Source organism: Azospirillum sp. VT-I1 (genome assembly GCF_055698305.1).
Map to the genome: position 1 here is coordinate 600,558 of NZ_CP168800.1, position 19,024 is coordinate 619,581.

Annotated in this window: 15 protein-coding genes; 3 read left to right on the forward strand and 12 right to left on the reverse strand. The window is 66.9% G+C overall.

Annotated features, from left to right (window positions below; translation table 11 throughout):
* The first annotated feature begins 178 nt into the window (after positions 1-178).
* Positions 179-3,679 carry an indolepyruvate ferredoxin oxidoreductase family protein gene (locus AB8P05_RS02875; RefSeq protein ID WP_472758727.1) on the forward strand — a complete coding sequence of 1,167 codons (3,501 nt, stop codon included), beginning with the start codon at positions 179-181 and terminating at the stop codon, positions 3,677-3,679.
* 79 nt (positions 3,680-3,758) lie between these two features.
* Here AB8P05_RS02875 and AB8P05_RS02880 read toward each other — a convergent pair whose 3' ends face one another.
* The gene (locus AB8P05_RS02880; RefSeq protein WP_472758728.1) at positions 3,759-3,971 is read right to left on the reverse strand and encodes a hypothetical protein; all 213 of its coding nucleotides are present in this window, start codon (positions 3,969-3,971) and stop codon (positions 3,759-3,761) included.
* 266 nt (positions 3,972-4,237) lie between these two features.
* On the opposite strand from AB8P05_RS02880, the gene AB8P05_RS02885 reads away from it, so the two are divergent.
* Positions 4,238-6,292 (forward strand): ATP-binding protein, encoded by a 2,055-nt coding sequence (locus AB8P05_RS02885; RefSeq protein ID WP_472758729.1) that lies wholly within the window; start codon positions 4,238-4,240, stop codon positions 6,290-6,292.
* A 16-nt stretch (positions 6,293-6,308) separates the two neighbouring features.
* On the opposite strand, the gene AB8P05_RS02890 is transcribed toward AB8P05_RS02885, so the two are convergent.
* Positions 6,309-8,300 (reverse strand): PAS-domain containing protein, encoded by a 1,992-nt coding sequence (locus tag AB8P05_RS02890; protein ID WP_472758730.1) that lies wholly within the window; start codon positions 8,298-8,300, stop codon positions 6,309-6,311.
* 228 nt (positions 8,301-8,528) lie between these two features.
* Between AB8P05_RS02890 and AB8P05_RS02895 the strand changes: the two genes are divergently transcribed.
* A complete protein-coding gene (locus tag AB8P05_RS02895; RefSeq protein ID WP_472758731.1) occupies positions 8,529-8,993 on the forward strand; it encodes a hypothetical protein in 465 nt (154 codons plus the stop codon).
* A gap of 33 nt (positions 8,994-9,026) precedes the next feature.
* Here the strand turns inward: AB8P05_RS02895 and AB8P05_RS02900 are convergent, their stop codons facing one another.
* The 10 genes from AB8P05_RS02900 to AB8P05_RS02945 form a co-directional block, all read right to left on the reverse strand.
* Entirely contained in the window at positions 9,027-10,514 is a 1,488-nt protein-coding gene (locus AB8P05_RS02900; protein WP_472758732.1) for a carboxypeptidase M32, read from the reverse strand.
* On the reverse strand, positions 10,492-11,346 hold the full coding sequence (locus AB8P05_RS02905) for an SURF1 family protein (RefSeq protein WP_472758733.1): 855 nt from the start codon (positions 11,344-11,346) through the stop codon (positions 10,492-10,494). Before AB8P05_RS02905 ends, AB8P05_RS02900 begins: the two co-directional genes overlap by 23 nt.
* Positions 11,343-11,684 (reverse strand): DUF983 domain-containing protein, encoded by a 342-nt coding sequence (locus AB8P05_RS02910; protein ID WP_455171807.1) that lies wholly within the window; start codon positions 11,682-11,684, stop codon positions 11,343-11,345. Before AB8P05_RS02910 ends, AB8P05_RS02905 begins: the two co-directional genes overlap by 4 nt.
* A gap of 100 nt (positions 11,685-11,784) precedes the next feature.
* Entirely contained in the window at positions 11,785-12,660 is an 876-nt protein-coding gene (locus AB8P05_RS02915) for a cytochrome c oxidase subunit 3 (protein WP_472758734.1), read from the reverse strand.
* A 21-nt stretch (positions 12,661-12,681) separates the two neighbouring features.
* Positions 12,682-13,344 carry a cytochrome c oxidase assembly protein gene (locus AB8P05_RS02920; RefSeq protein WP_472758735.1) on the reverse strand — a complete coding sequence of 221 codons (663 nt, stop codon included), beginning with the start codon at positions 13,342-13,344 and terminating at the stop codon, positions 12,682-12,684.
* Positions 13,344-13,529 carry a hypothetical protein gene (locus tag AB8P05_RS02925; protein ID WP_455171810.1) on the reverse strand — a complete coding sequence of 62 codons (186 nt, stop codon included), beginning with the start codon at positions 13,527-13,529 and terminating at the stop codon, positions 13,344-13,346. The genes AB8P05_RS02920 and AB8P05_RS02925 overlap by 1 nt, the downstream gene beginning before the upstream one ends.
* Positions 13,526-14,437, reverse strand: coding sequence for a heme o synthase (cyoE, locus tag AB8P05_RS02930; protein ID WP_472758736.1), 912 nt, complete (start codon positions 14,435-14,437; stop codon positions 13,526-13,528). Before cyoE ends, AB8P05_RS02925 begins: the two co-directional genes overlap by 4 nt.
* A gap of 141 nt (positions 14,438-14,578) precedes the next feature.
* Positions 14,579-16,207: a cytochrome c oxidase subunit I gene (ctaD, locus tag AB8P05_RS02935; protein WP_472758737.1), complete on the reverse strand. Its 1,629-nt coding sequence runs from the start codon at positions 16,205-16,207 to the stop codon at positions 14,579-14,581.
* Between the two features lie 140 nt (positions 16,208-16,347).
* The gene (gene coxB / locus AB8P05_RS02940; RefSeq protein ID WP_472758738.1) at positions 16,348-17,205 is read right to left on the reverse strand and encodes a cytochrome c oxidase subunit II; all 858 of its coding nucleotides are present in this window, start codon (positions 17,203-17,205) and stop codon (positions 16,348-16,350) included.
* 764 nt (positions 17,206-17,969) lie between these two features.
* Positions 17,970-18,989 carry an aspartate-semialdehyde dehydrogenase gene (locus AB8P05_RS02945; protein WP_455171814.1) on the reverse strand — a complete coding sequence of 340 codons (1,020 nt, stop codon included), beginning with the start codon at positions 18,987-18,989 and terminating at the stop codon, positions 17,970-17,972.
* Between the last annotated feature and the right edge of the window lie 35 nt (positions 18,990-19,024).

The following is a 19,024-nucleotide window of genomic DNA, read 5'->3' on the forward strand; positions in this document are numbered from 1 at the left end:
GCTCCGTTACGGAATACCGCCGGTTGCCGCGCCGTTCCTTGCTTTTTGCAGAACGGCCGGCCACGGGCGTTGCGATATAAGACAGCCTTCATTACCTTTTTGCCCAGCGAACAAATCGACGCCCCAGCACTCCGTCATGGAGTTTGCCAGGATGCCGACCGATGGGAGGGAATGAAGAATGGCGCTCGCAACTGTCTCGCTCGAAGACAAGTACGCGCTCGAACAGGGCCGTGTGTACCTCACCGGCACCCAGGCGCTGGTCCGCCTGCCGATGATGCAGCGCCAGCGCGACCTCGCCGCCGGGCTGAACACCGGCTGCTTCATCTCCGGCTATCGCGGCTCGCCGCTGGGCGGTTTCGACCAGAATCTATGGAACGCCCGCAAGTTCTTGGAAAAGAACCACATCCAGTTCCAGCCCGGCGTGAACGAGGAGTTGGGTGCCACCGCCGTCTGGGGCAGCCAGCAGGTCGGCATGTTCAAGGGCGCCAAGTATGACGGCGTCTTCGCCATGTGGTACGGCAAGGGGCCGGGCGTCGACCGGTCGGGCGACGTGTTCAAGCATGCCAACGCGGCCGGCACCTCCAAGCATGGCGGCGTGCTGGTGCTGACCGGCGACGACCACAATTCCAAATCCTCCACCTTCCCGCACCAGTCCGAACACGCCTACATGCACTCCATGATCCCGGTGCTGAACCCGTCGGGGGTGCAGGAGATCCTGGATTACGGCCTGATCGGCTGGCAGATGAGCCGCTTTTCCGGCTGCTGGATCGCCATGAAGACGATCGCGGAGACGGTGGACACCTCGGCGTCGGTCTATATCGACCCGCACCGCGTCTCCCCGGTCATCCCCACCGATTTCCCGATGCCGCCCGGCGGCCTGAACATCCGCTGGCCCGACCCGCCGCTGGAGCAGGAATACCGGCTGATGAAGCACAAGCTGTACGCCGCCCTGGCGTTCGCGCGTGCCAACAAGCTGGACAAGGTGGTGATGGAAAGCCCGCGTCCGCGTTTCGGCATCGTCACCACCGGCAAGAGCTATCTCGACGTCCGTCAGGCCTTCGACGAGTTGGGCATCACCGAGGAGATGGCGGCCGACTGGGGCATCACCGTCTACAAGGTCGGCATGCCCTGGCCGCTGGAGCGTGACGGCGTGCGCCACTTCGCCGAAGGTCTGGAAGAGATCATCGTGGTGGAGGAGAAGCGCGCGGTCATCGAGAACCAGCTGAAGGAACAGCTCTACAACTGGAACCCCGACGTCCGCCCGAAGGTGGTCGGCAAGTTCGACGAGCAGGGCGAGTGGATCCTGCCGAGCGCCGGTGAGCTGTCGCCCGCCCAGATCGCGGTGGTGATCGGCCGCCGCCTGCAGCGCTTCGTCGACAACGAGAACCTCGCCCGCCGCATCGCCTTCCTCGACGCGCAGGAGAAGCAGAAGGCCCATGTGGCGCGCGTGGTGCGCAAGCCGACCTTCTGCTCCGGCTGCCCGCACAACACCTCCACCGTGGTGCCGGAAGGCAGCCGCGCGCTGGGCGGCATCGGCTGCCATTACATGGCGACGTGGCTGGACCGCTCCACCGACACCTTCACCCAGATGGGCGGCGAAGGCGTGCCGTGGGTCGGTCAGGCTGCCTTCACCGACGAGAAGCACATCTTCGCCAACCTCGGCGACGGCACCTATTTCCACTCCGGCATCCTGGCGATCCGTCAGGCCATCGCCGCCAAGGTGAACATCACCTACAAGATCCTGTTCAACGACGCGGTCGCCATGACCGGCGGCCAGCCCTTCGACGGCACGCTGACCGTGCAGTCCATCGCCCATGTCCTGCGGGCGGAGGGCGTGCAGCGCATCACCGTCGTCACCGACGAGCCGGACAAGTACGGCATCGGCAACGGCCTGCCGCAGTACGCCAATGTCGAGCACCGCGACGACCTGGACCGCGTGCAGAAGGAGATGCGCGAGGTCCCCGGCGTCAGCGTCCTGATCTATGACCAGACCTGCGCCACCGAGAAGCGCCGCCGCCGCAAGCGCGGCAAGATGGTCGATCCGGCCAAGCGAGTGGTCATCAACGAACTGGTCTGCGAAGGCTGCGGCGACTGCTCAGCCAAGTCGTCCTGCGTGTCGGTGATCCCGCAGGAGACCGAGTTCGGCCGCAAGCGCCAGATCGACCAGTCCAGCTGCAACAAGGATTATTCCTGCACCAAGGGCTTCTGCCCCAGCTTCGTGACCGTGGAAGGCGGGCAGCTGCGCAAGCCGAAGCCGGCCACTGCGAAGTCGGCCGACGGCGCCGGCCTGCCGGCCCCCACCATCCCCAGCTTCGACAAGACCTGGGGCCTCTACGTCACCGGCGTCGGCGGCACCGGCGTCGTCACCATCGGCGCGCTGCTGGGCATGGCCGCCCATATCGAGGGCAAGGGCGTAGGCGTGCTGGACATGACCGGCCTCGCCCAGAAGGGCGGCGCCGTGACCAGCCACATCCGCATCGCCAATACGCCGGAGGACATCCACTCCGTCCGCATCGCGGCCGGCGGGGCCGACGCGGTGCTCGGCTGCGACCTGATCGTCGCGGCGGCGGGCGACGGGCTGTCGAAGATGACCGCCGGCCGCACCCGCGCCGTCATCAACACCCATGACAGCATCACCGCCGACTTCATCAAGAAGCCGGACATGGTGATCCCGGTGCGCGACCTCGTCGGCGACATCAGGAAGGCTTGCGGCGAGTCCAATGTCGATGCCTTCGACGCGACGAAGCTCGCCACCGCGCTGCTGGGCGACAGCATCTACGCCAACCCGTTCCTGATGGGCTATGCGTGGCAGAAGGGCCTGATCCCGCTCAGCGAGGAGTCGATCCTGAAGGCCATCGAGCTCAACGGCGTGTCGGTGAAGCTGAACCTTGACGCCTTCCAGTGGGGCCGCCGCGCCGCGGTCGATCTGGCATCAGTCGAGGCCGCCGCAAAGCCCCAGGAGCCGGTGCAGGCCGTCCCGTCGCTGCTGCTCGACCAGCGCCGCCAATCCGGCAGCCTGGACGAGGTCATCGACCGCCGCCACCGCTTCCTGGTCGATTACCAGGACGCCGCCTATGCCGCCCGCTTCCATGCGCTGGTCGACTGGACCCGCCGGATCGAGCAGCAGAAGATCCCCGGCTCCACCGTGCTGACCGAGGCGGTCGCCCGGTCCCACTTCAAGCTGATGGCCTACAAGGACGAGTATGAGGTGGCGCGGCTCTACACCGACACCGGCTTCGTCGAGAATGTGGCGCGGATGTTCGAAGGCGACTGGAAGCTGACCTTCCACATGGCCCCGCCGGTGATGGGCGAAGCCGAAGCGGATGGCGCTGAGCCGAAGAAGAAGACCTTCGGCCCGTGGATGCTGCCGGTCCTGCGCCTGCTGGCCAAGGGCAAGCGCCTGCGCGGCACCCGGTTCGACCCGTTCGGCCGCACCGCCGAGCGTCGCCAGGAACGCCAGCTGATCGCCGAGTATGAGGCGGTGATGGGCGAGGTCCTGCACGGCCTGACCCGCGAGAAGCTGGATCTGGCGGTCGAGATCGCCAAGCTGCCGATGGAAATGCGCGGCTACGGCCCGGTGAAGGCCCGCAACGTCTCGGTGGCGAAGGCGAAGGAGGCCAAGCTTCTGGACGCCTACCGCGCCCCGGTCGCCGCCCCGCAGCCGCTGGCGGCGGAGTGAGGGCCTCGGGCTCCCGGTTGACGTGAGGCAAGGCGAAGGCGCCCTCCCCGCTCATGGTGGGGAGGGCGCCTTTGCGTTTTCAGGTCCGTTTGGATCCGGCCGTCATCTTCCAGATCGCCACGAAATACAGCGCGGTGCCCAGCAATGCCGCGTACAGGATGATGGTGGGATGGAAGATGAAGCCGATCGGCAGGATCAGCAGCATCACCGCCGCGGCGAGCAGCCCGAGCAGGAAGATGCCGAGGTTGAAGCGCTCATAGACGGGGGTGGTCGGGTCGGCGTGGGTGGTCATGGCCTGTTCTCCATTCCGGTGCCGCATCGCGCGTCGATGGGGGAATATGAGTACACGCTAATGCGATACCGGGCGGGCGGCATTGCGAATTCGCAAGGGATCGGAAGATCGCGCATCATGTTTGCCGCATCCCGACCCTGGAGGAGTTGATCCTTCCGCATATCTACATCGTCCGATTGCCCCATAAGATGCGCATGATAAGAGAGCTTGGATAAGTCGGCGAGCTTGTTCCGGCTGGACGATGGAGACACCGGGTGACAGAGCAGATGATGGCGACCGATGTGTCGGCGCAAAGCGAGGACCGGTATCGCGCCCTGTTCAATGCTCTCGAAGACGGATTCTGCATCATCGAGTTCAGTGAGGATGCCGACGGCAACCTTACCGATTACATCCATATCGAGGCCAATGACGGCTACGAGCGGCAGACCGGAATCCGCAACATCGTCGGCATGGCGGTCCGCACCCTCGCCCCGGCCGAGGCCGACGGCTGGATCGAACTGTACGGCAATGTGCTGCGCACCGGCCAGCCGATCCGGTTCGAGCGCTACTTCGCGCTGGTCGAACGCTATATCGAGGTGTCGGCCGCCCGTGTGGAGCCGGCCAGCCGGCGGCAAGTCTCCGTCCTGTTCCGCGACATCACCGCCCGCCGCCGGGCGGAGGAAGCCCTGCGCGTCAGCGAGGCGCTGGCGCGGGAGAATGTGCAGCGCGTCCAGCTGGCGCTGGCGGCCGGTGCCATCATCGGCACCTGGATTTGGGACATCGCCGAAAACCGCTTCACGGTGGACGAGCCCTTTGCCGAAGCCTTCGGCCTCGATCCGGCGCTGGGCCGCGACGGCCTCAACCTGGAGCAGGTGGTCGCCAGCGTCCATCCCGACGACAGGCCCGGCCTGATCGCCGCGGTCCAGGAGGCCGTCGCTCGCGGCGGAACCTATGCCCACCAGTACCGGGTCAGGCGGGCGGACGGGAAATACTACTGGATCGAGGCGAACGGGCGTGTCGAGCGTGGGCCGGACGGCACGCCGCTGAGCTTCCCCGGCGTGCTGCTGGACGTGGAGGAGCGCCGCGCCGTGGAGGCCGAGCGCGACCGGGCGGCCGCGGCCCTGCGTGCGCTGAACGAAACGCTGGAACTGCGCGTCGCCGAGCGCACGGCCGAACTGATGAAGGCCGAGGAGCAACTGCGCCAGTCACAGAAGATGGAGGCGGTCGGGCAGCTGACCGGCGGACTGGCGCATGACTTCAACAACCTGCTGGCCGGGATTTCGGGCGCGCTGGAGCGCATCGCCGCCCGCATCGACCAGGGCCGCGTCAACGAACTGGACAAGTTCATCATCGCCGCCCAGGGGGCGGTGAGACGGGCGGCGGCCTTGACGCACCGGCTGCTCGCCTTCTCCCGGCAGCAGACGCTGGCGCCGAAGGCCGTGAACATGAACAGGCTGGTCGGCGGAATGCTGGAGCTGATCCAGCGCACGGTGGGGCCGGGCATCCAGGTGGAGATGGTCGGGATGTCCGGCCTGTGGGCGACGATGGTCGACCCCTCGCAGCTGGAAAACTCGCTGCTGAACCTGTGCATCAATGCCCGCGACGCCATGCCCAACGGCGGCCGGATCACCATAGAGACCGGCAACCGCTGGATCGACCGCGAGGGCGCGCGGCAGCAGGACATGCAGGAGGGGCAGTATGTCTCCCTCTGCGTGTCCGACAACGGTACCGGCATGACGCCGGACGTGATCGAAAAGGCCTTCGATCCCTTCTTCACCACCAAGCCTATCGGCCAGGGCACCGGGCTTGGGCTGTCGATGATCTACGGCTTCGCCAAGCAGTCCGGCGGCCATGTGAAGATCTATTCGGAGGTCGGCGAAGGCACCATGGTCTGCCTCTACCTGCCCCGCCACCGCGGCGAGGCGGAGGAGGAGGAGGTCCGCGACATATCGGCGATCACCCCGCCGGCGCGGGAAGGCGAAACCGTCCTGGTGGTGGACGACGAGCCGAGCCTGCGATTCCTGGTGATGGACCTGCTGAACGACCTGGGTTACGTGGCGATAGAGGCGGCGGACGGTGCCGCCGGCCTGCGGATCCTGCAATCGGACGCGCGCATCGATCTGGTGGTGACAGATGTCGGCCTTCCCGGCGGCATGAACGGCCGCCAGATGGTCGACCTCGCCCGCGTCGGCCGCCCGACGCTGAAGGCGCTGTTCATCACCGGGTTCGCCGAGAACGCGCTGCTGAACAACGGCCAGTTGGAGCCGGGCATGTCGGTGCTGACCAAACCCTTCGCCATGGACGTGCTGGCGGCCCGGATCAGGGACCTGATCGCGGGGTGAGAGAGGCTGTTCTCCCCTACCCCATCGGAAACCGCAGCAGGAACCGCGCCCCGGGCTCATCCCCGCCTTCGTCCAGCACGATGCTGCCACGCATGGTGCCGGCCATGATGTTGGCGCAGATGCTCAGGCCCAGGCCACTGGCGCCCATGCCGCGCTTGGTCGTGAAGAAGGGTTCGAAGATGCGGGGGCGGATGGCGGCGGGGATGCCCTTGCCGTCGTCGGCATAGTGCATCTCGATCCAGCCGGCCGGTTGCTCGCGGGCGGACAGCAGGATGCGGCCGGTCCCGCCCTCGTCATAGGCATGGACCAGGGCGTTGATGATGAGGTTGGACAGCACCTGCGCGAAGGCGCCGGGATAGCCGTCGACGATCAGGCCGGCGGGAATGTCCAACTCCACCGTCACGCGGGTCCGGCGCAGGCGGGGGCGCAGACTCAGCAGCACCTCGTCCACATAGGCGGCGAGGTCGAAGGGGCGGCGCTCGCCGCTCGCCTGGTCCGAGGCCACCTGTTTGAAGCTCTGGATCAGGCCGGTGGCGCGCTCGACGTTGGACAGGATCATCCGCGTCGATTCCCACGCCACGTCCAGGAAATCCTGGAAGTCGCTGCGGCGGATGCGGTTCTCCTCGAACAGGGTGCGGATGCGGCCAACCTCCTCCCCGAGATGCGAGATGGCGGTCAGGGTGACGCCGATGGGCGTGTTCACCTCATGCGCCACCCCGGCGACCAGCTGGGCCAGCGAGGCCAGCTTTTCCGCCTGGATCAGGCTGGCCTGAGCGTCGCGCAGTTCCGCCTCGGCCCGCTTCCTCGCGGTGATGTCCAGCGCCACGGTGACGATGTGGGTGACCGTTCCCTCCTCGTCCATCAGCGGCATCTTGGTGGTCAGCCAGTCGCGCAGGGTGCCGTCGCCGTCCGGCGCGCGGTCCTCGTGGAACGGCACGCCCTGGCCGCTCTCCACCACCAGCCGGTCCAGCGCGGCGGCGCGGTCGGCGGGCGGTCCGGGAGGTGGGGCCTCGGTCGGGCCGTAGGTCTCGCGGTAGAAGCGGTTGGTCAGGCGGACGGTGCCGTCGCGGTCCTTCACGTCGATCAGCGCCGGAATGGCGTCGATGACGCCGGTCAGGATCTCCCGGCTCTGGCGCACCGCCTCGTCGGCGATGACCCGGTCGGTGATGTCGGTGAAGGTGCGCACCTGCCCGCCGTCCGGCAGGGGCACCACCCGCACCTCGATGAAGCGTCCGTCGCCCTGCGGCCGGGCATAGACGAACTCGCGATCAGGCCGGCCGATCCGCTCCATCAGATAGGCCGTCTTGGCATCGAGGTCGCCGCCGAAGTCGGGGGAGCCGGCCGGCAATTCCACCATCCGGCTGGCGATCTGGTGGCGCACCACGTCCTGCAGCCGCGGCCTGCCGCGCATCAGTTCCTCCGGCACCCCCAATATGTCGAGGGCAAGGCCGTTCCAGGCGATGTAGCGCAGGTCGCGGTTCAGCAGAACGATGCCCTGCCCCATATTCTCCAGGGTCAGGCGAAGCAGCTGGCGCTGGGTCGCGAGATCGTCCTCCGCCCGGCGGCGCTCGGTGACGTCGGTGTAGGTGCGGACGAATCCGCCGCCGGTGGTGTGCCGGGTCCGAACCTCCAGCACCCGGCCGTCGGGGCGGCGATGCTCGTAGGACGGCGGGTCGGCGCGCAGCGCCCTTTCCATATGGCGGGCGGCGATGACGTCCGGATCGCCCGGCCCATATTCGCCGTTGCGGGCCAGGAACCGGACGATCTGCGCATAGTCTGCCCCCGGCATGTATCCCCGCGGCAGGCCGAACAACTCGTAAAGCGGGCCGTTGATGACCTTCACGGTCAGATCGGCATCGACCAGGATCACGCCCTGGTCCATCTGCTCCAGCGCCAGCATAGACAAGTCGTTGCCGGTGGACGGGTCCGGTCCGATGGTCCGGGCGGTGGCGGAGAGGTTCGTCGGAAGATCGGGGATCTGGGCTGGCAAGGTGGGCGCGCCATCCATCGTTACGCGGGTCCGAGATCGAACGAACCACTGTAACAGCCGGATCCGGTCCTGCCGAGCTTTCGCGTCTGCCAGGATGTCGCAATCCTGGGACATTTAACGGGCATTTTAAACTTTTCGGAACCTTTGTCCCACTACCCTGTTTCGAATCCCGGGCTGTTTGTGCAAGATCGACCCGGTCGCACGACCGCCCGCCCGCCTTCCCGCCGCCTTAGAGGGAACCGCCCCTTGTCCGGACTGGCCGCCCTGCCCGCACCGACCGGCGCGATGCCCACCTCGGGCATTGCGAAGCTGCGTCAGATGCTGGCGAGCGATGCAGCGGCCGTTCAGCCGATCCGCCGCGTCCCCGGCGAGGAGGAGCGCAAGCGGAACCGGGAAGGGACCGAGGCCACCGGCGACGCCCTGCAGGGAAGCGGCCGTGCCGGCGCCGACTCGACGACCACCCGCACGCGCGGCGCCAGCGGATCGGCCGGCAGCTTCACCACCGGATCCGCAGCGGACGGCGCCAGCCCGGTCAGCGGCGGCCCGGTTCCGCTGACCGCCCTTCCCAACGCCGGCTATGTCGCGCAGAGCATACACCAGGAAGCCATGGGCAGCGGGCTGACCATCGAACCCTGGTCGGACGCCATCGATGCCTACCGCCGCGCCGATGCCGGGGTGAACACGCCGATGGTCACGCAGATCGCGGTGTAGGGACCGGCGTCCGGACCGGCCCCGGTCACCCAATCAGAGATATCGGCGCTCCAGATGCCGCTTGAACACCGACGCGTCGAGCGGACGGCCGGTCGCCGCCGTCAGCAGCTCGTCGCCGGAGGCATGGAAGCAACCGGTCTCATGCACATTCACCCGCAGCCAGGCCACCAGCGGCGCGAACTCCCCGCGTGACAGGGCGGGCACGATCTCCGGATCGGCGGTGCGCGCGGCGTCGAACAGCTGGGCCGCGGTCATCGCGCCAAGGGTGTAGCTCGGGAAATAGCCCCAGCCGCCGCCCGGCCAGTGGATGTCCTGCAGGCAGCCCAGCCTGTCGTTCGGCGGCACCACGCCCACCAGTTCCGCCATGCCGTCGTTCCAGGCGCCGGGCAGGTCGGGCAAGGTCAGGTCGCCAGCGATCAGCGCCTTTTCCAGGCGATAGCGCAGGATGATGTGCGCGGGATAGGTGACCTCGTCGGCATTGACGCGGATGAACCCACGCTCCACCCGGCTGTAGAGGCGGCGCAGGTTGTCGGCCTCCCAGGCCGGCCCCTCCCCGCCGAAGGTCTCGCGCACCAGCGGCGCCAGCCAGGTGATGAACTCCGGCGAGCGGCAGGCCTGCATCTCCATCAGCAGCGACTGGCTCTCATGCACCGCCATGCCGCGGGATTGGCCCACCGGCTGTCCCAGCCACGCGCGCGGACGGTTCTGCTCGTACAGCGCATGGCCGGTCTCATGCAGGATGCCCATCAGCGCGTCGGTGAAGTTCGCCTCGTCATAGCGGGTGGTGATGCGCACATCGCCGGTCGCCCCGCCGCAGAAGGGGTGGAGCGACACGTCCAGCCGGCCGCGGCTGAAATCGAAGCCCAGCCGCTCCATCATCCGCACGCCCAGCTCGCGCTGTTTTTCCACCGGGAACGGTCCCTGCGGATCGACCGCCGCCGGGGCGGCGGCCTGACGGTCGAGCACGCGGCCGATCAGGTCGGGCAGGAAGGCGGACAAGTCGGCGAACAGCGCGTCGATCCGCTCCGCCCGCGCTCCCGGATCATGGCTATCGAGCAGCGCGTCATAAGCGCTGATTCCCATGACGGCTCCCATCGCCTCCGCCCCTTCGCGGACGCGGGCCAGTACCTCGGTCAGCGACGGCAGCAGCTTGGCGAAGTCGCTTTCCGCACGCGCGGCGCGCCACGTCATTTCGCAGACCGAGACGGCCTTGCTGGTCGCCTCCACCAGATCGGCGGGGATGGCGGTCGACTGGATATGGTGGCGGCGCATCTCGCGCAGGTTGGCGCGCTGCCAGGGGTCGAGGCTGCCGTCCGCCTCCGCCTCGGCCAGCAGGTCGGCCATGCGGGGGTCGGTCGCCAGCTCGTGCGCGATCACCGACAGGGTCGCGGTCTGCTCCGCCCGGCCGTCGTTGGCCCCCTCCGGCATGATCGTCTGGGTATCCCAGCCGAGAATGCCCAGCGCGTCGCCGATGGCGGCGATGCGGGCGTGGCGGCGTTCAAGCTCCTGATATGCGGTCATCGGATCGTCCGTCGGTTCCGGTGTCGGCGCGCTTGCGCTGCGACAGCACGTAGATCCCGGCGAGCGTTGCCGCAAGCCCGTACCAGGTCAAGGCATACTGCAGATGGTTGTTCGGCAGGTCCACCCGCGGCTCGATGCCCGCCAGGGTGCCGGCCGGGATGCCGGATGGCGCGCCGGGCAGGCCGGCGTTGGGGGAACCGAGGGTCTGGCCGGGCAGCATCTCCACCAGCACCGGCGCCACGCGGTCCAGCGACAGCGCCGCCGCCATGGCGGGCGGATCGGCGCGCATCCAGGCGGAGCCCGGCTGCGGGGTGCCGTTGCCGGGCTGGAACAGGCCGGGCTGCTGCGGCAGGCGGACGATGCCGCTGACGGCGACCTCCCCCTCCACCCGGCCGGCGGGGCGGGAGGCAGGGTCGCGCAGGTCCATCGGCACAAAGCCGCGGTTGACCAGCAGGATGCCGGCCCCATCGGCCCGCTGGAACGGGACAAGAAGCTCGTAGCCGACCCGTCCCTGGTGCGGACGGGCGATCAGCAGCATTTCCCTGTCGTTGAGGAAGCGGCCGGTCAGGGTGACGGGCCGGAACTCCCAGGCGGCGGGATCGTCGATGCGGGCCGGCAGCGACACCGGCGGCTCGGCCATGCGGCTGGCGATCCGGGCGACCAGATCGGTCTTCCACTGCAGCCGCTCCAGCTGCCATGTGCCGAGGCCGATGGCGACCGCCAGCCCCACGAGCGTCACCAGGGTGGCGCCCAGGGACGGGCGGAAGCGGCGGCGCTCCCGCGATCCGGCGCTGTCTCCCGCCGCCCCCGTTCCGGTGGTTGCGGCCTTCATGATCCCTTCTCGACCTCGCTGCGGCGGTAGCGGTACTGCAGGGCGATGACATAGGCCTTGGCCGGCCGCAGCATGCCCAGCGTCAGAGCCAGCACCACGATGCTCCAGACGATGGCGTGCAGCCACAGCGGCCATTCGACGGTCATCGACACCCACAGCGCGACCGGCACAACCAGGAAGCCCAGGATGAAGATCAGGAAGACCGCCGGACCATCGCCGCTGTCCACCTGCGAGAAGTCGAGGCCGCAGACGTTGCAGCGGTCCGCCACCGTCAGGTAGCCGGAGAACAGCCGCCCCCGTCCGCAGCGCGGGCAGACACATCGCATGCCCGCGGACATCGGGGGAACCCTGGGGTAATGGTCGCTCACGCTGAAACCTCCCGTTCGCGCCGCTCCGGCAGAGGGTGAAGGCTGCGGGAACGGCTCGGCGCCGGTGGCGTCAGTGGCTGGCGATCACGCCGCCATAACCACCCCACCAGTAGACCGATACGAACAGGAACAACCAGACCACGTCGACGAAGTGCCAATACCAAGCCGCCGCCTCGAAGCCGAAATGGCTTTCCGGGGTGAAATGGCCCTTCAGCGTGCGGACCCAGCAGACCGCCAGGAAGATGGTGCCGACCAGCACATGGAAGCCGTGGAAGCCGGTCGCCATGTAGAAGGTCGACGGGAAGATGCCGTCGGTGAACTTGAAGGCGGCGTGGACATACTCATAGACCTGGAAGAAGGAGAACAGCACGCCCAGCAGCACGGTCAGGCCCAGCGCCTTGGCCGCCTCGCGGTTACGCCCTTCCAGGATGGCATGGTGGGCCCAGGTGACGGTGACGCCCGACAGCAGCAGGGTCAGCGTCATCATCAGCGGCATGTCGAACGGGTCGATGACATGCACGTTCGGCGGCGGCCAGATGGCGTCGGGGTTGATCGGCGACGCCTTCGGATCCAGGGCGGCGTGGAAGAAGGCCCAGAAGAAGGCGGCGAAGAACATCACCTCCGACGCGATGAACAGCGCCATGCCATAGCGCAGGCCGATCTTCACCACCGGGGTGTGGGCATGCTCCACCACCGATTCCCGGATCACGGAGCGCCACCAGCCGAACATCGTCACCAGAATGGCCAGCACCCCCAGGATCATCAGGAAGGAGCCGCCGTCATGCATGTAGACGACCAGTCCGGTCGCCAGCAGCCCGCCGGAGAAGGCGCCGATCAGCGGCCAGGGGCTGGGCTTCAGCAGATGGTAGGGATGCGGGATGCCGGCGCCCGGTTCATGGGCTGACGGTTCGGCGTGCGGCATTTGCCCGTGGGTGATGTCGGCCATCGTCTCACTACCCCATATGGTTCAGTTTGTGGCGGTCGCCCCCGGCTCCGCCTTTTGTTTGCTTGCCTCCGCACCGCCGGACGGGGCGGGAGACGCGGCATGCTGGGCAAGCCGGGCCTCGCTGTCCTTGGCGCGGAAGAAGGTGTAGGACAGCGTGATGGTGGTCACGTCGTCCATGTTCGGGTCGTCGGCCATCGCCGGGTCGACGAAGAAGATCACCGGCATGTCCACGGCCTGGCCGGGCTCCAGGATCTGCTCGGTGAAGCAGAAGCACTGCATCTTGTTGAAATAGATGCCCGCCTTGTCCGGCGAGACGTTGTAGACCGCCGTGCCGACGGTGGGCTTGGTCCCGCGGTTCTCCGCCCGGTAGGCGGCGAAGCCGGTCTCGCCCAGCTTCAGCGCCAGTTCCTTCTGCTCCGGCTTGAAGGACCAGGGCAGCGCGTTGTTGGTGTCGGCATTGAAGCGGATGGTGACCTTGCGGTCGACGACGCGGTTGGCGGGCTGCTCGGCCCGCTGGGTCGTGCCGCCGAAGCCGGTGACGGCGCAGAACAGGTTGTAGAGCGGGACCGACGCATAGGTCAGCCCGATCATCCCCGCCACCAGCCCGAACAGGGAGCCCAGGACCAGCCGGTTGCGGCGGCGCAGCCTGTCGTCGCGCTTGGTCATCTCGCCGCTCTTGGCCATCAGTGCGCCCCGCCCATCCGCACGACGGTTATGGCGTAGAACAGGGCGACCAGCGTCAGCAGCGCCGCCAGCACGGCCAGATTGCGTCCGCGCAGCTTCCGGGCGCGCAAGTCCGCCTCCTGCCGCTTCTGCTCGTCCACCGAGGCGCGGGTATCGGTCGGGGTATCGCGTTCCATCACCGTCATGCCCACCCTCCAAGGATCAGCCGCTCAGCCATCATCACGGCGAACAGCAGGAACAGGTACAGGATCGAGAAACCGAACATCTTCTTGGCCGGCTTGTCGTCGGTCGCGCGCAGGACGCGGACGGCATAGCCGACGAACATCAGGCCGAGGACGGCCGACACAGCCAGATAGGCCGGCCCGGCGATCCCGACGAAGGACGGCGCCGCCGCCACCGGCAGCAGGATCAGCGTGTAGGCCAGCATCTGGCGCTTGGTCGCCGCCTCGCCCGCCACCACCGGCATCATCGGCACGCCGGCGCGGGTGTAGTCGCCGTTGCGGAACAGGGCCAGCGCCCAGAAATGCGGCGGCGTCCACAGGAAGATCAGCAGGAACAGCAGGATCGACGGCAGATCGACGCTGCCCGTCACCGCGGCCCAGCCGATCATCGGCGGGAAGGCGCCGGCGGCCCCGCCGATCACGATGTTCTGCGGGGTCCGGCGCTTCAGCCACATGGTGTAGACGAAGACGTAGAAGCCGATGGTCAGCGCCAGCAGCGACGCCGCCGCCCAGTTGACCGCCAGCCCCATCACCACGACCGACAGCACCGACAGGGTCACGCCGAAGGCCAGCGCCTCCGACGGCTCGACGCGGCCCGACGGGATCGGACGCTTGACCGTGCGGGTCATCACCGCGTCGATATCGCTGTCGTACCACATGTTGATGGCGCCCGACGCCCCGGCGCCGACGGCGATGCACAGCACGGCGACCACGGCCAGGAAGGGATGGATGTGACCGGGCGCCAGGACGATGCCTGCCAGTCCGGTGAACACCACAAGCGACATGACCCGCGGTTTCAGCAACTCGATGAAGTCACCGGCCGACGCCCCTCCGGTCTGGTTGAGCGTCAGTTCGTTCGTCACGTCCGTCATGTCATGTCCTTGTCGTCTTCTAACCCCGGGTCCGCCGCCGCGCCGCCCGTCCTGCCGGCACCCATTGTTCGGGCTGTCCGGCTTCGTCCATTCCAGATGGGTCGGGCGCTGCAGTGCGGCAACGCCCGCCCGTTAGCATGCTTACTTCACCTGGGGCAACGTCTCGAACGCGTGGAACGGAGGCGGCGAGCTGACCGACCATTCCAGCGTGCCGGCCTGCGGCCCCCAATAGGCGCCCGGCACCCGTTCGCCGCTGCGCAGGGTCTTCCAGGCGATCCACACGAACAGCAGCGTGGAGGCAAAGGAGAGATAGGCACCCAGCGACGACACCATGTTCCAGCCCCAGAAGGCATCCGGATAGTCGGGGATGCGGCGCGGCATGCCCGACAGGCCCAGGAAGTGCTGCGGGAAGAACACCAGGTTGACGCCGACGAAGGTGGTGTAGAAATGGACCTTGCCCCAGAACTCCGGATACTGCCGGCCCGACATCTTGCCGATCCAGTAATACCAGCCGGCGAAGATCGAGAACACCGCGCCCAGCGACAGCACATAGTGGAAGTGCGCCACGACGTAGTAGGTGTCGTGCATATAGTTGTCGAGGCCGCCGTTCGCCAGCACCACGCCGGTCACGCCGCCGACGGTGAACAGGAAGATGAAGCCCAGCGCCCACAGCATCGGCACCCGGAACTCGATCGACCCGCCCCACATGGTGGCGATCCAGGAGAAGATCTTCACGCCCGTGGGCACCGCGATGATCATGGTCGCTGCGGTGAAATAGGCCTTGGTGTCGACGTCGAGGCCGACCGTGTACATGTGGTGCGCCCACACGACGAAGCCGACCACGCCGATGGCGACCATGGCGTAGGCCATGCCGAGATAGCCGAACACCGGCTTCTTGGAGAAGGTCGACACGATGTGGCTGATGATGCCGAAGGCCGGCAGGATCATGATGTAGACTTCGGGGTGGCCGAAGAACCAGAACAGGTGCTGGAACAGGATCGGGTCGCCGCCGCCTTCGGGGTTGAAGAAGGTGGTGCCGAAATTGCGGTCGGTCAGCAGCATGGTGATGGCGCCGCCCAGAACCGGCACCGCCAGCAGCAGCAGGAAGGCCGTCACCAGCATCGCCCAGACGAACAGCGGCATCTTGTGCAGCGTCATGCCCGGGGCGCGCATGTTGAAGATGGTGGTGATGAAGTTCACCGCGCCAAGGATGGAGCTGGCGCCGGCCAGATGCAGGGCAAAGATCGCCATGTCCACCGACGGCCCGCTGTGTCCCAGCTGCGCCGACAGCGGCGGATAGATGGTCCATCCCGTGCCGGCGCCGGTGCCGACGAAGGCGGAGCCCAGCAGCAGCAGGAAGGCCGGCACGATCAGCCAGAAGCTGATGTTGTTCATGCGCGGGAAGGCCATGTCGGGCGCGCCGATCATGAGCGGCACGAACCAGTTGCCGAAGCCGCCGATCAGCGCCGGCATCACCACGAAGAACACCATGATCAGGCCATGCGCCGTGATCAGCACGTTCCACATCTGGCCGTCGGCAACGAACTGAAGTCCCGGCGACTGAAGCTCCGCACGCATGATGACGGAGAACAGGCCGCCGATCAGCCCGGCGATCACCGAGAAGATCAGATAGAGCGTGCCGATGTCCTTATGGTTGGTCGAATAGAACCAGCGCTGCACGAAGCCGGGCATGTGATGGTCGTCATGCCCGTGACCATGCCCGTGATCCTGTCCATGGGCGTGATCCTGTCCCGGTGTGGCGTTTGCCATGTCTCTACCCTTCGTCGCTGTCCCTGGCCGCAGCACCGCCCGTTCTTCCGCGGGCCGGCGGCGGCTGGGTATGTTCTGTTCTTCTTATCGCGTCATCCCTGTGCCGGGCCGTGCGAAGTCCGCGCCCCCGCCCGGCATCCTCATTCGACCAGCGTTCCGGTCGGACGCGCCGCCACGTCGCGGGTCGGGTCCTTCGGCATGGAGGCCGACTTGGTTTTGGCGACCCAGGCGTCGAAAGCCTCGCGGGACACCACCTCGACCGCGATCGGCATGTAGCCGTGGTTCGTGCCGCAGATTTCAGAGCACTGGCCGTAATAGACGCCTTCGCGCTCGGCCTTGAACCAGGTCTCGTTGATGCGGCCGGGAACGCCATCCTTCTTGACCCCGAAGGCCGGCATCGCCCAGGAATGGATCACGTCGCCCGCGGTCACCATCAGCCGCACCGTGGTGTTGACCGGGACGACGACCCGATTGTCGACCTCCAGCAGGCGACGCTGGCCGGGCTTGATCTCCGATTCAGGGATCATGTAGCTGGAGAAGGCGATATTGCCGTGGTCGGGATACTCATAGTCCCAGTACCACTGCCGGCCGGTGACCTTGACGGTCATCTCGGCTTCCGGAATGCGTTCCGCGGCATAGAGCAGTTTGAAGGACGGCACGGCGATCACGATCAGGATGATCACCGGCACGACCGTCCAGGCGACCTCCAGCACCGTGTGGTGCGAGGTCTTGGACGGGACCGGATTCTTCCGCGCATCGAAGCGGACGATGCAGTAGGCCATCAACGCCGCGACGAAGATGACGATCAGCGTGATGATGATGGTCAGCAGGTCGTTGAACGAGGTCATCAGGTGCTTGACCGGGGAGGCGGAGGGCTGCATGCCCATCTCCCACGGCTTCGGCTCGTTCGCCAGGGCGGCACCCCACCCCATCATCGTCGGCCCGACCATCGACAGGACCGCCGCCAGGCCGGCGGCGTACAGGCTTTGCCTTCTCATCCCCAACCCCTTCTTAGCCGCGACGCTCGTCATGGCCCGCGGTCGTCTCTTCCCGCCGACGCCCCCTCCGCCCTCTTCTCCACCGGACCGTCATCCGTTCGTGCGGTCCATAGTTGGGCTTATCAGCGAACGCCAGTTTATGCAGGGATCACGCCATCTTAGCGCGACATATACCCGCATCCGGAGCTTATCCCCACGCCACGCTGGGTTACAAGCCTTTCCTCTCTCCCACCGATTGCATAGACTTTTCCTCACATTCAGCTGCGCCATGGGAACAAAGGTTGAGCGCGTACAGGGGTTAAACCATGCGACATTCCGTCGCAGTCCGTTGGATCAGCGGATTTTTACGAGGATAGGGTTTTGAAAGGATGCGTGTGGGCTCGCGGGCCGGTGCGCAGGATTATTGCGGTGCTTGGACGCGACTCAGGAGTTAAGGATGGGTCAGCTCTGGGCTTCGGGCCAGATGCGCGAAGGTGATAGGCGCCACCCTGGAGTGGGTCGACCGGCTCAACCACAGGCGCCTGCTCGAGCCCGTCGGCACATTCTTCATGCCGAGGCCGAAGCGCGCTGTTAGGTCCGGATCGAGGACGTCGTCATGGCGGCGCGACTCCAGCCAAATGGCCTCCGGGAAACCCGGCGCGGTCCACAAGGGGGTAGGACCTTTGCGGGAGTTCAGCGGCAGTCCCCTCTCCCGCAATCGGACCGGCCTTTGGCCGGCCGAAGGCGGGACAGGGTCAGGGAGGGGGCAACACTGCGCCCGCCTGTCACTCCACCATATAATCCCGCACCAGAAGTTCCGCGATCTGCACCGCGTTCAGCGCGGCGCCCTTGCGCAGGTTGTCGGCGACGCACCAGAAGGACAGGCCGTTCTCCACCGTGAAGTCGTCGCGGATGCGGCTGACGAAGACCGGGTTGTCGCCGGCGACCTCGACCGGGGTGACATAACCGTCGCCGGTCTGCTGGTCGACCACCGACACGCCGGGGGCGGCGCGCAGGATGACCCGGGCCTCCTCGGCGCTGATCGGCTCCTCCGTCTCGATGTTGATCGACAAGGCATGGCCGATGAAGGTCGGCACGCGGACGCAGGTGGCGGCGACCTTGATCTTCGAATCGAGGATCTTCTTGGTCTCTACCATCATCTTCCACTCTTCCTTGGTGGAGCCGTCCTCCATGAAGGAATCGATGTGCGGGATGACGTTGAAGGCGATCTGCTTGGGGAAGACGCTCTTGGCGATGGGATCGTTGACGAAGATGGCGCGGGTCTGGGTGAACAGCTCGTCCATCGCCTCCTTGCCGGCGCCCGAGACGGATTGATAGGTCGAAACCACGACGCGGCGGATTTTGTAGCGGTCGTGCAGCGGCTTCAGCGCCACCACCATCTGGATGGTGGAGCAGTTGGGGTTGGCGATGATGCCGCGCTTGCGATAGCCGATCAGCGCTTCCGGGTTCACCTCCGGCACCACCAGCGGCACGTCGGGATCCATGCGGAAGTGCGAGGTGTTGTCGATCACGATGGCACCGGCCGCAGCGGCACGCGGCACATGCACGGCCGACACCTTGGCGCCGGGCGACGACAGCACGATGTCCACGCCATGGAAGTCAAACTTGTTGAGGTCCTGGACCTTGAGGACGTCGTCCTCGCCATAGGACACCTCCTGGCCGATCGACTTTTCGGAGGCGAGCGCGATGACCTTGTCGGCCGGGAACTTCCGTTCGGCCAGCGTTTGCAGGATCTCGCGTCCGACATTGCCGGTGGCGCCGATGACCGCGACGGTATAGCCCATGACGGTGGTTTCCTTCTGCCGAATGTCCGCGAATA

Coding starts and splice junctions, on each gene's coding strand:
- AB8P05_RS02900 (WP_472758732.1), bottom strand. CDS start 10,514: ATGACCGCATATCAGGAGCTTGAACGCCGCCACGCCCGCATCGCCGCC.
- AB8P05_RS02880 (WP_472758728.1), bottom strand. CDS start 3,971: ATGACCACCCACGCCGACCCGACCACCCCCGTCTATGAGCGCTTCAAC.
- AB8P05_RS02885 (WP_472758729.1), top strand. CDS start 4,238: ATGATGGCGACCGATGTGTCGGCGCAAAGCGAGGACCGGTATCGCGCC.
- AB8P05_RS02890 (WP_472758730.1), bottom strand. CDS start 8,300: ATGGATGGCGCGCCCACCTTGCCAGCCCAGATCCCCGATCTTCCGACG.
- AB8P05_RS02920 (WP_472758735.1), bottom strand. CDS start 13,344: ATGGCCAAGAGCGGCGAGATGACCAAGCGCGACGACAGGCTGCGCCGC.
- coxB (WP_472758738.1), bottom strand. CDS start 17,205: ATGAGAAGGCAAAGCCTGTACGCCGCCGGCCTGGCGGCGGTCCTGTCG.
- ctaD (WP_472758737.1), bottom strand. CDS start 16,207: ATGGCAAACGCCACACCGGGACAGGATCACGCCCATGGACAGGATCAC.
- AB8P05_RS02915 (WP_472758734.1), bottom strand. CDS start 12,660: ATGGCCGACATCACCCACGGGCAAATGCCGCACGCCGAACCGTCAGCC.
- AB8P05_RS02945 (WP_455171814.1), bottom strand. CDS start 18,989: ATGGGCTATACCGTCGCGGTCATCGGCGCCACCGGCAATGTCGGACGC.
- AB8P05_RS02925 (WP_455171810.1), bottom strand. CDS start 13,529: ATGACGGTGATGGAACGCGATACCCCGACCGATACCCGCGCCTCGGTG.
- AB8P05_RS02910 (WP_455171807.1), bottom strand. CDS start 11,684: ATGTCCGCGGGCATGCGATGTGTCTGCCCGCGCTGCGGACGGGGGCGG.
- cyoE (WP_472758736.1), bottom strand. CDS start 14,437: ATGACGGACGTGACGAACGAACTGACGCTCAACCAGACCGGAGGGGCG.
- AB8P05_RS02905 (WP_472758733.1), bottom strand. CDS start 11,346: ATGAAGGCCGCAACCACCGGAACGGGGGCGGCGGGAGACAGCGCCGGA.
- AB8P05_RS02875 (WP_472758727.1), top strand. CDS start 179: ATGGCGCTCGCAACTGTCTCGCTCGAAGACAAGTACGCGCTCGAACAG.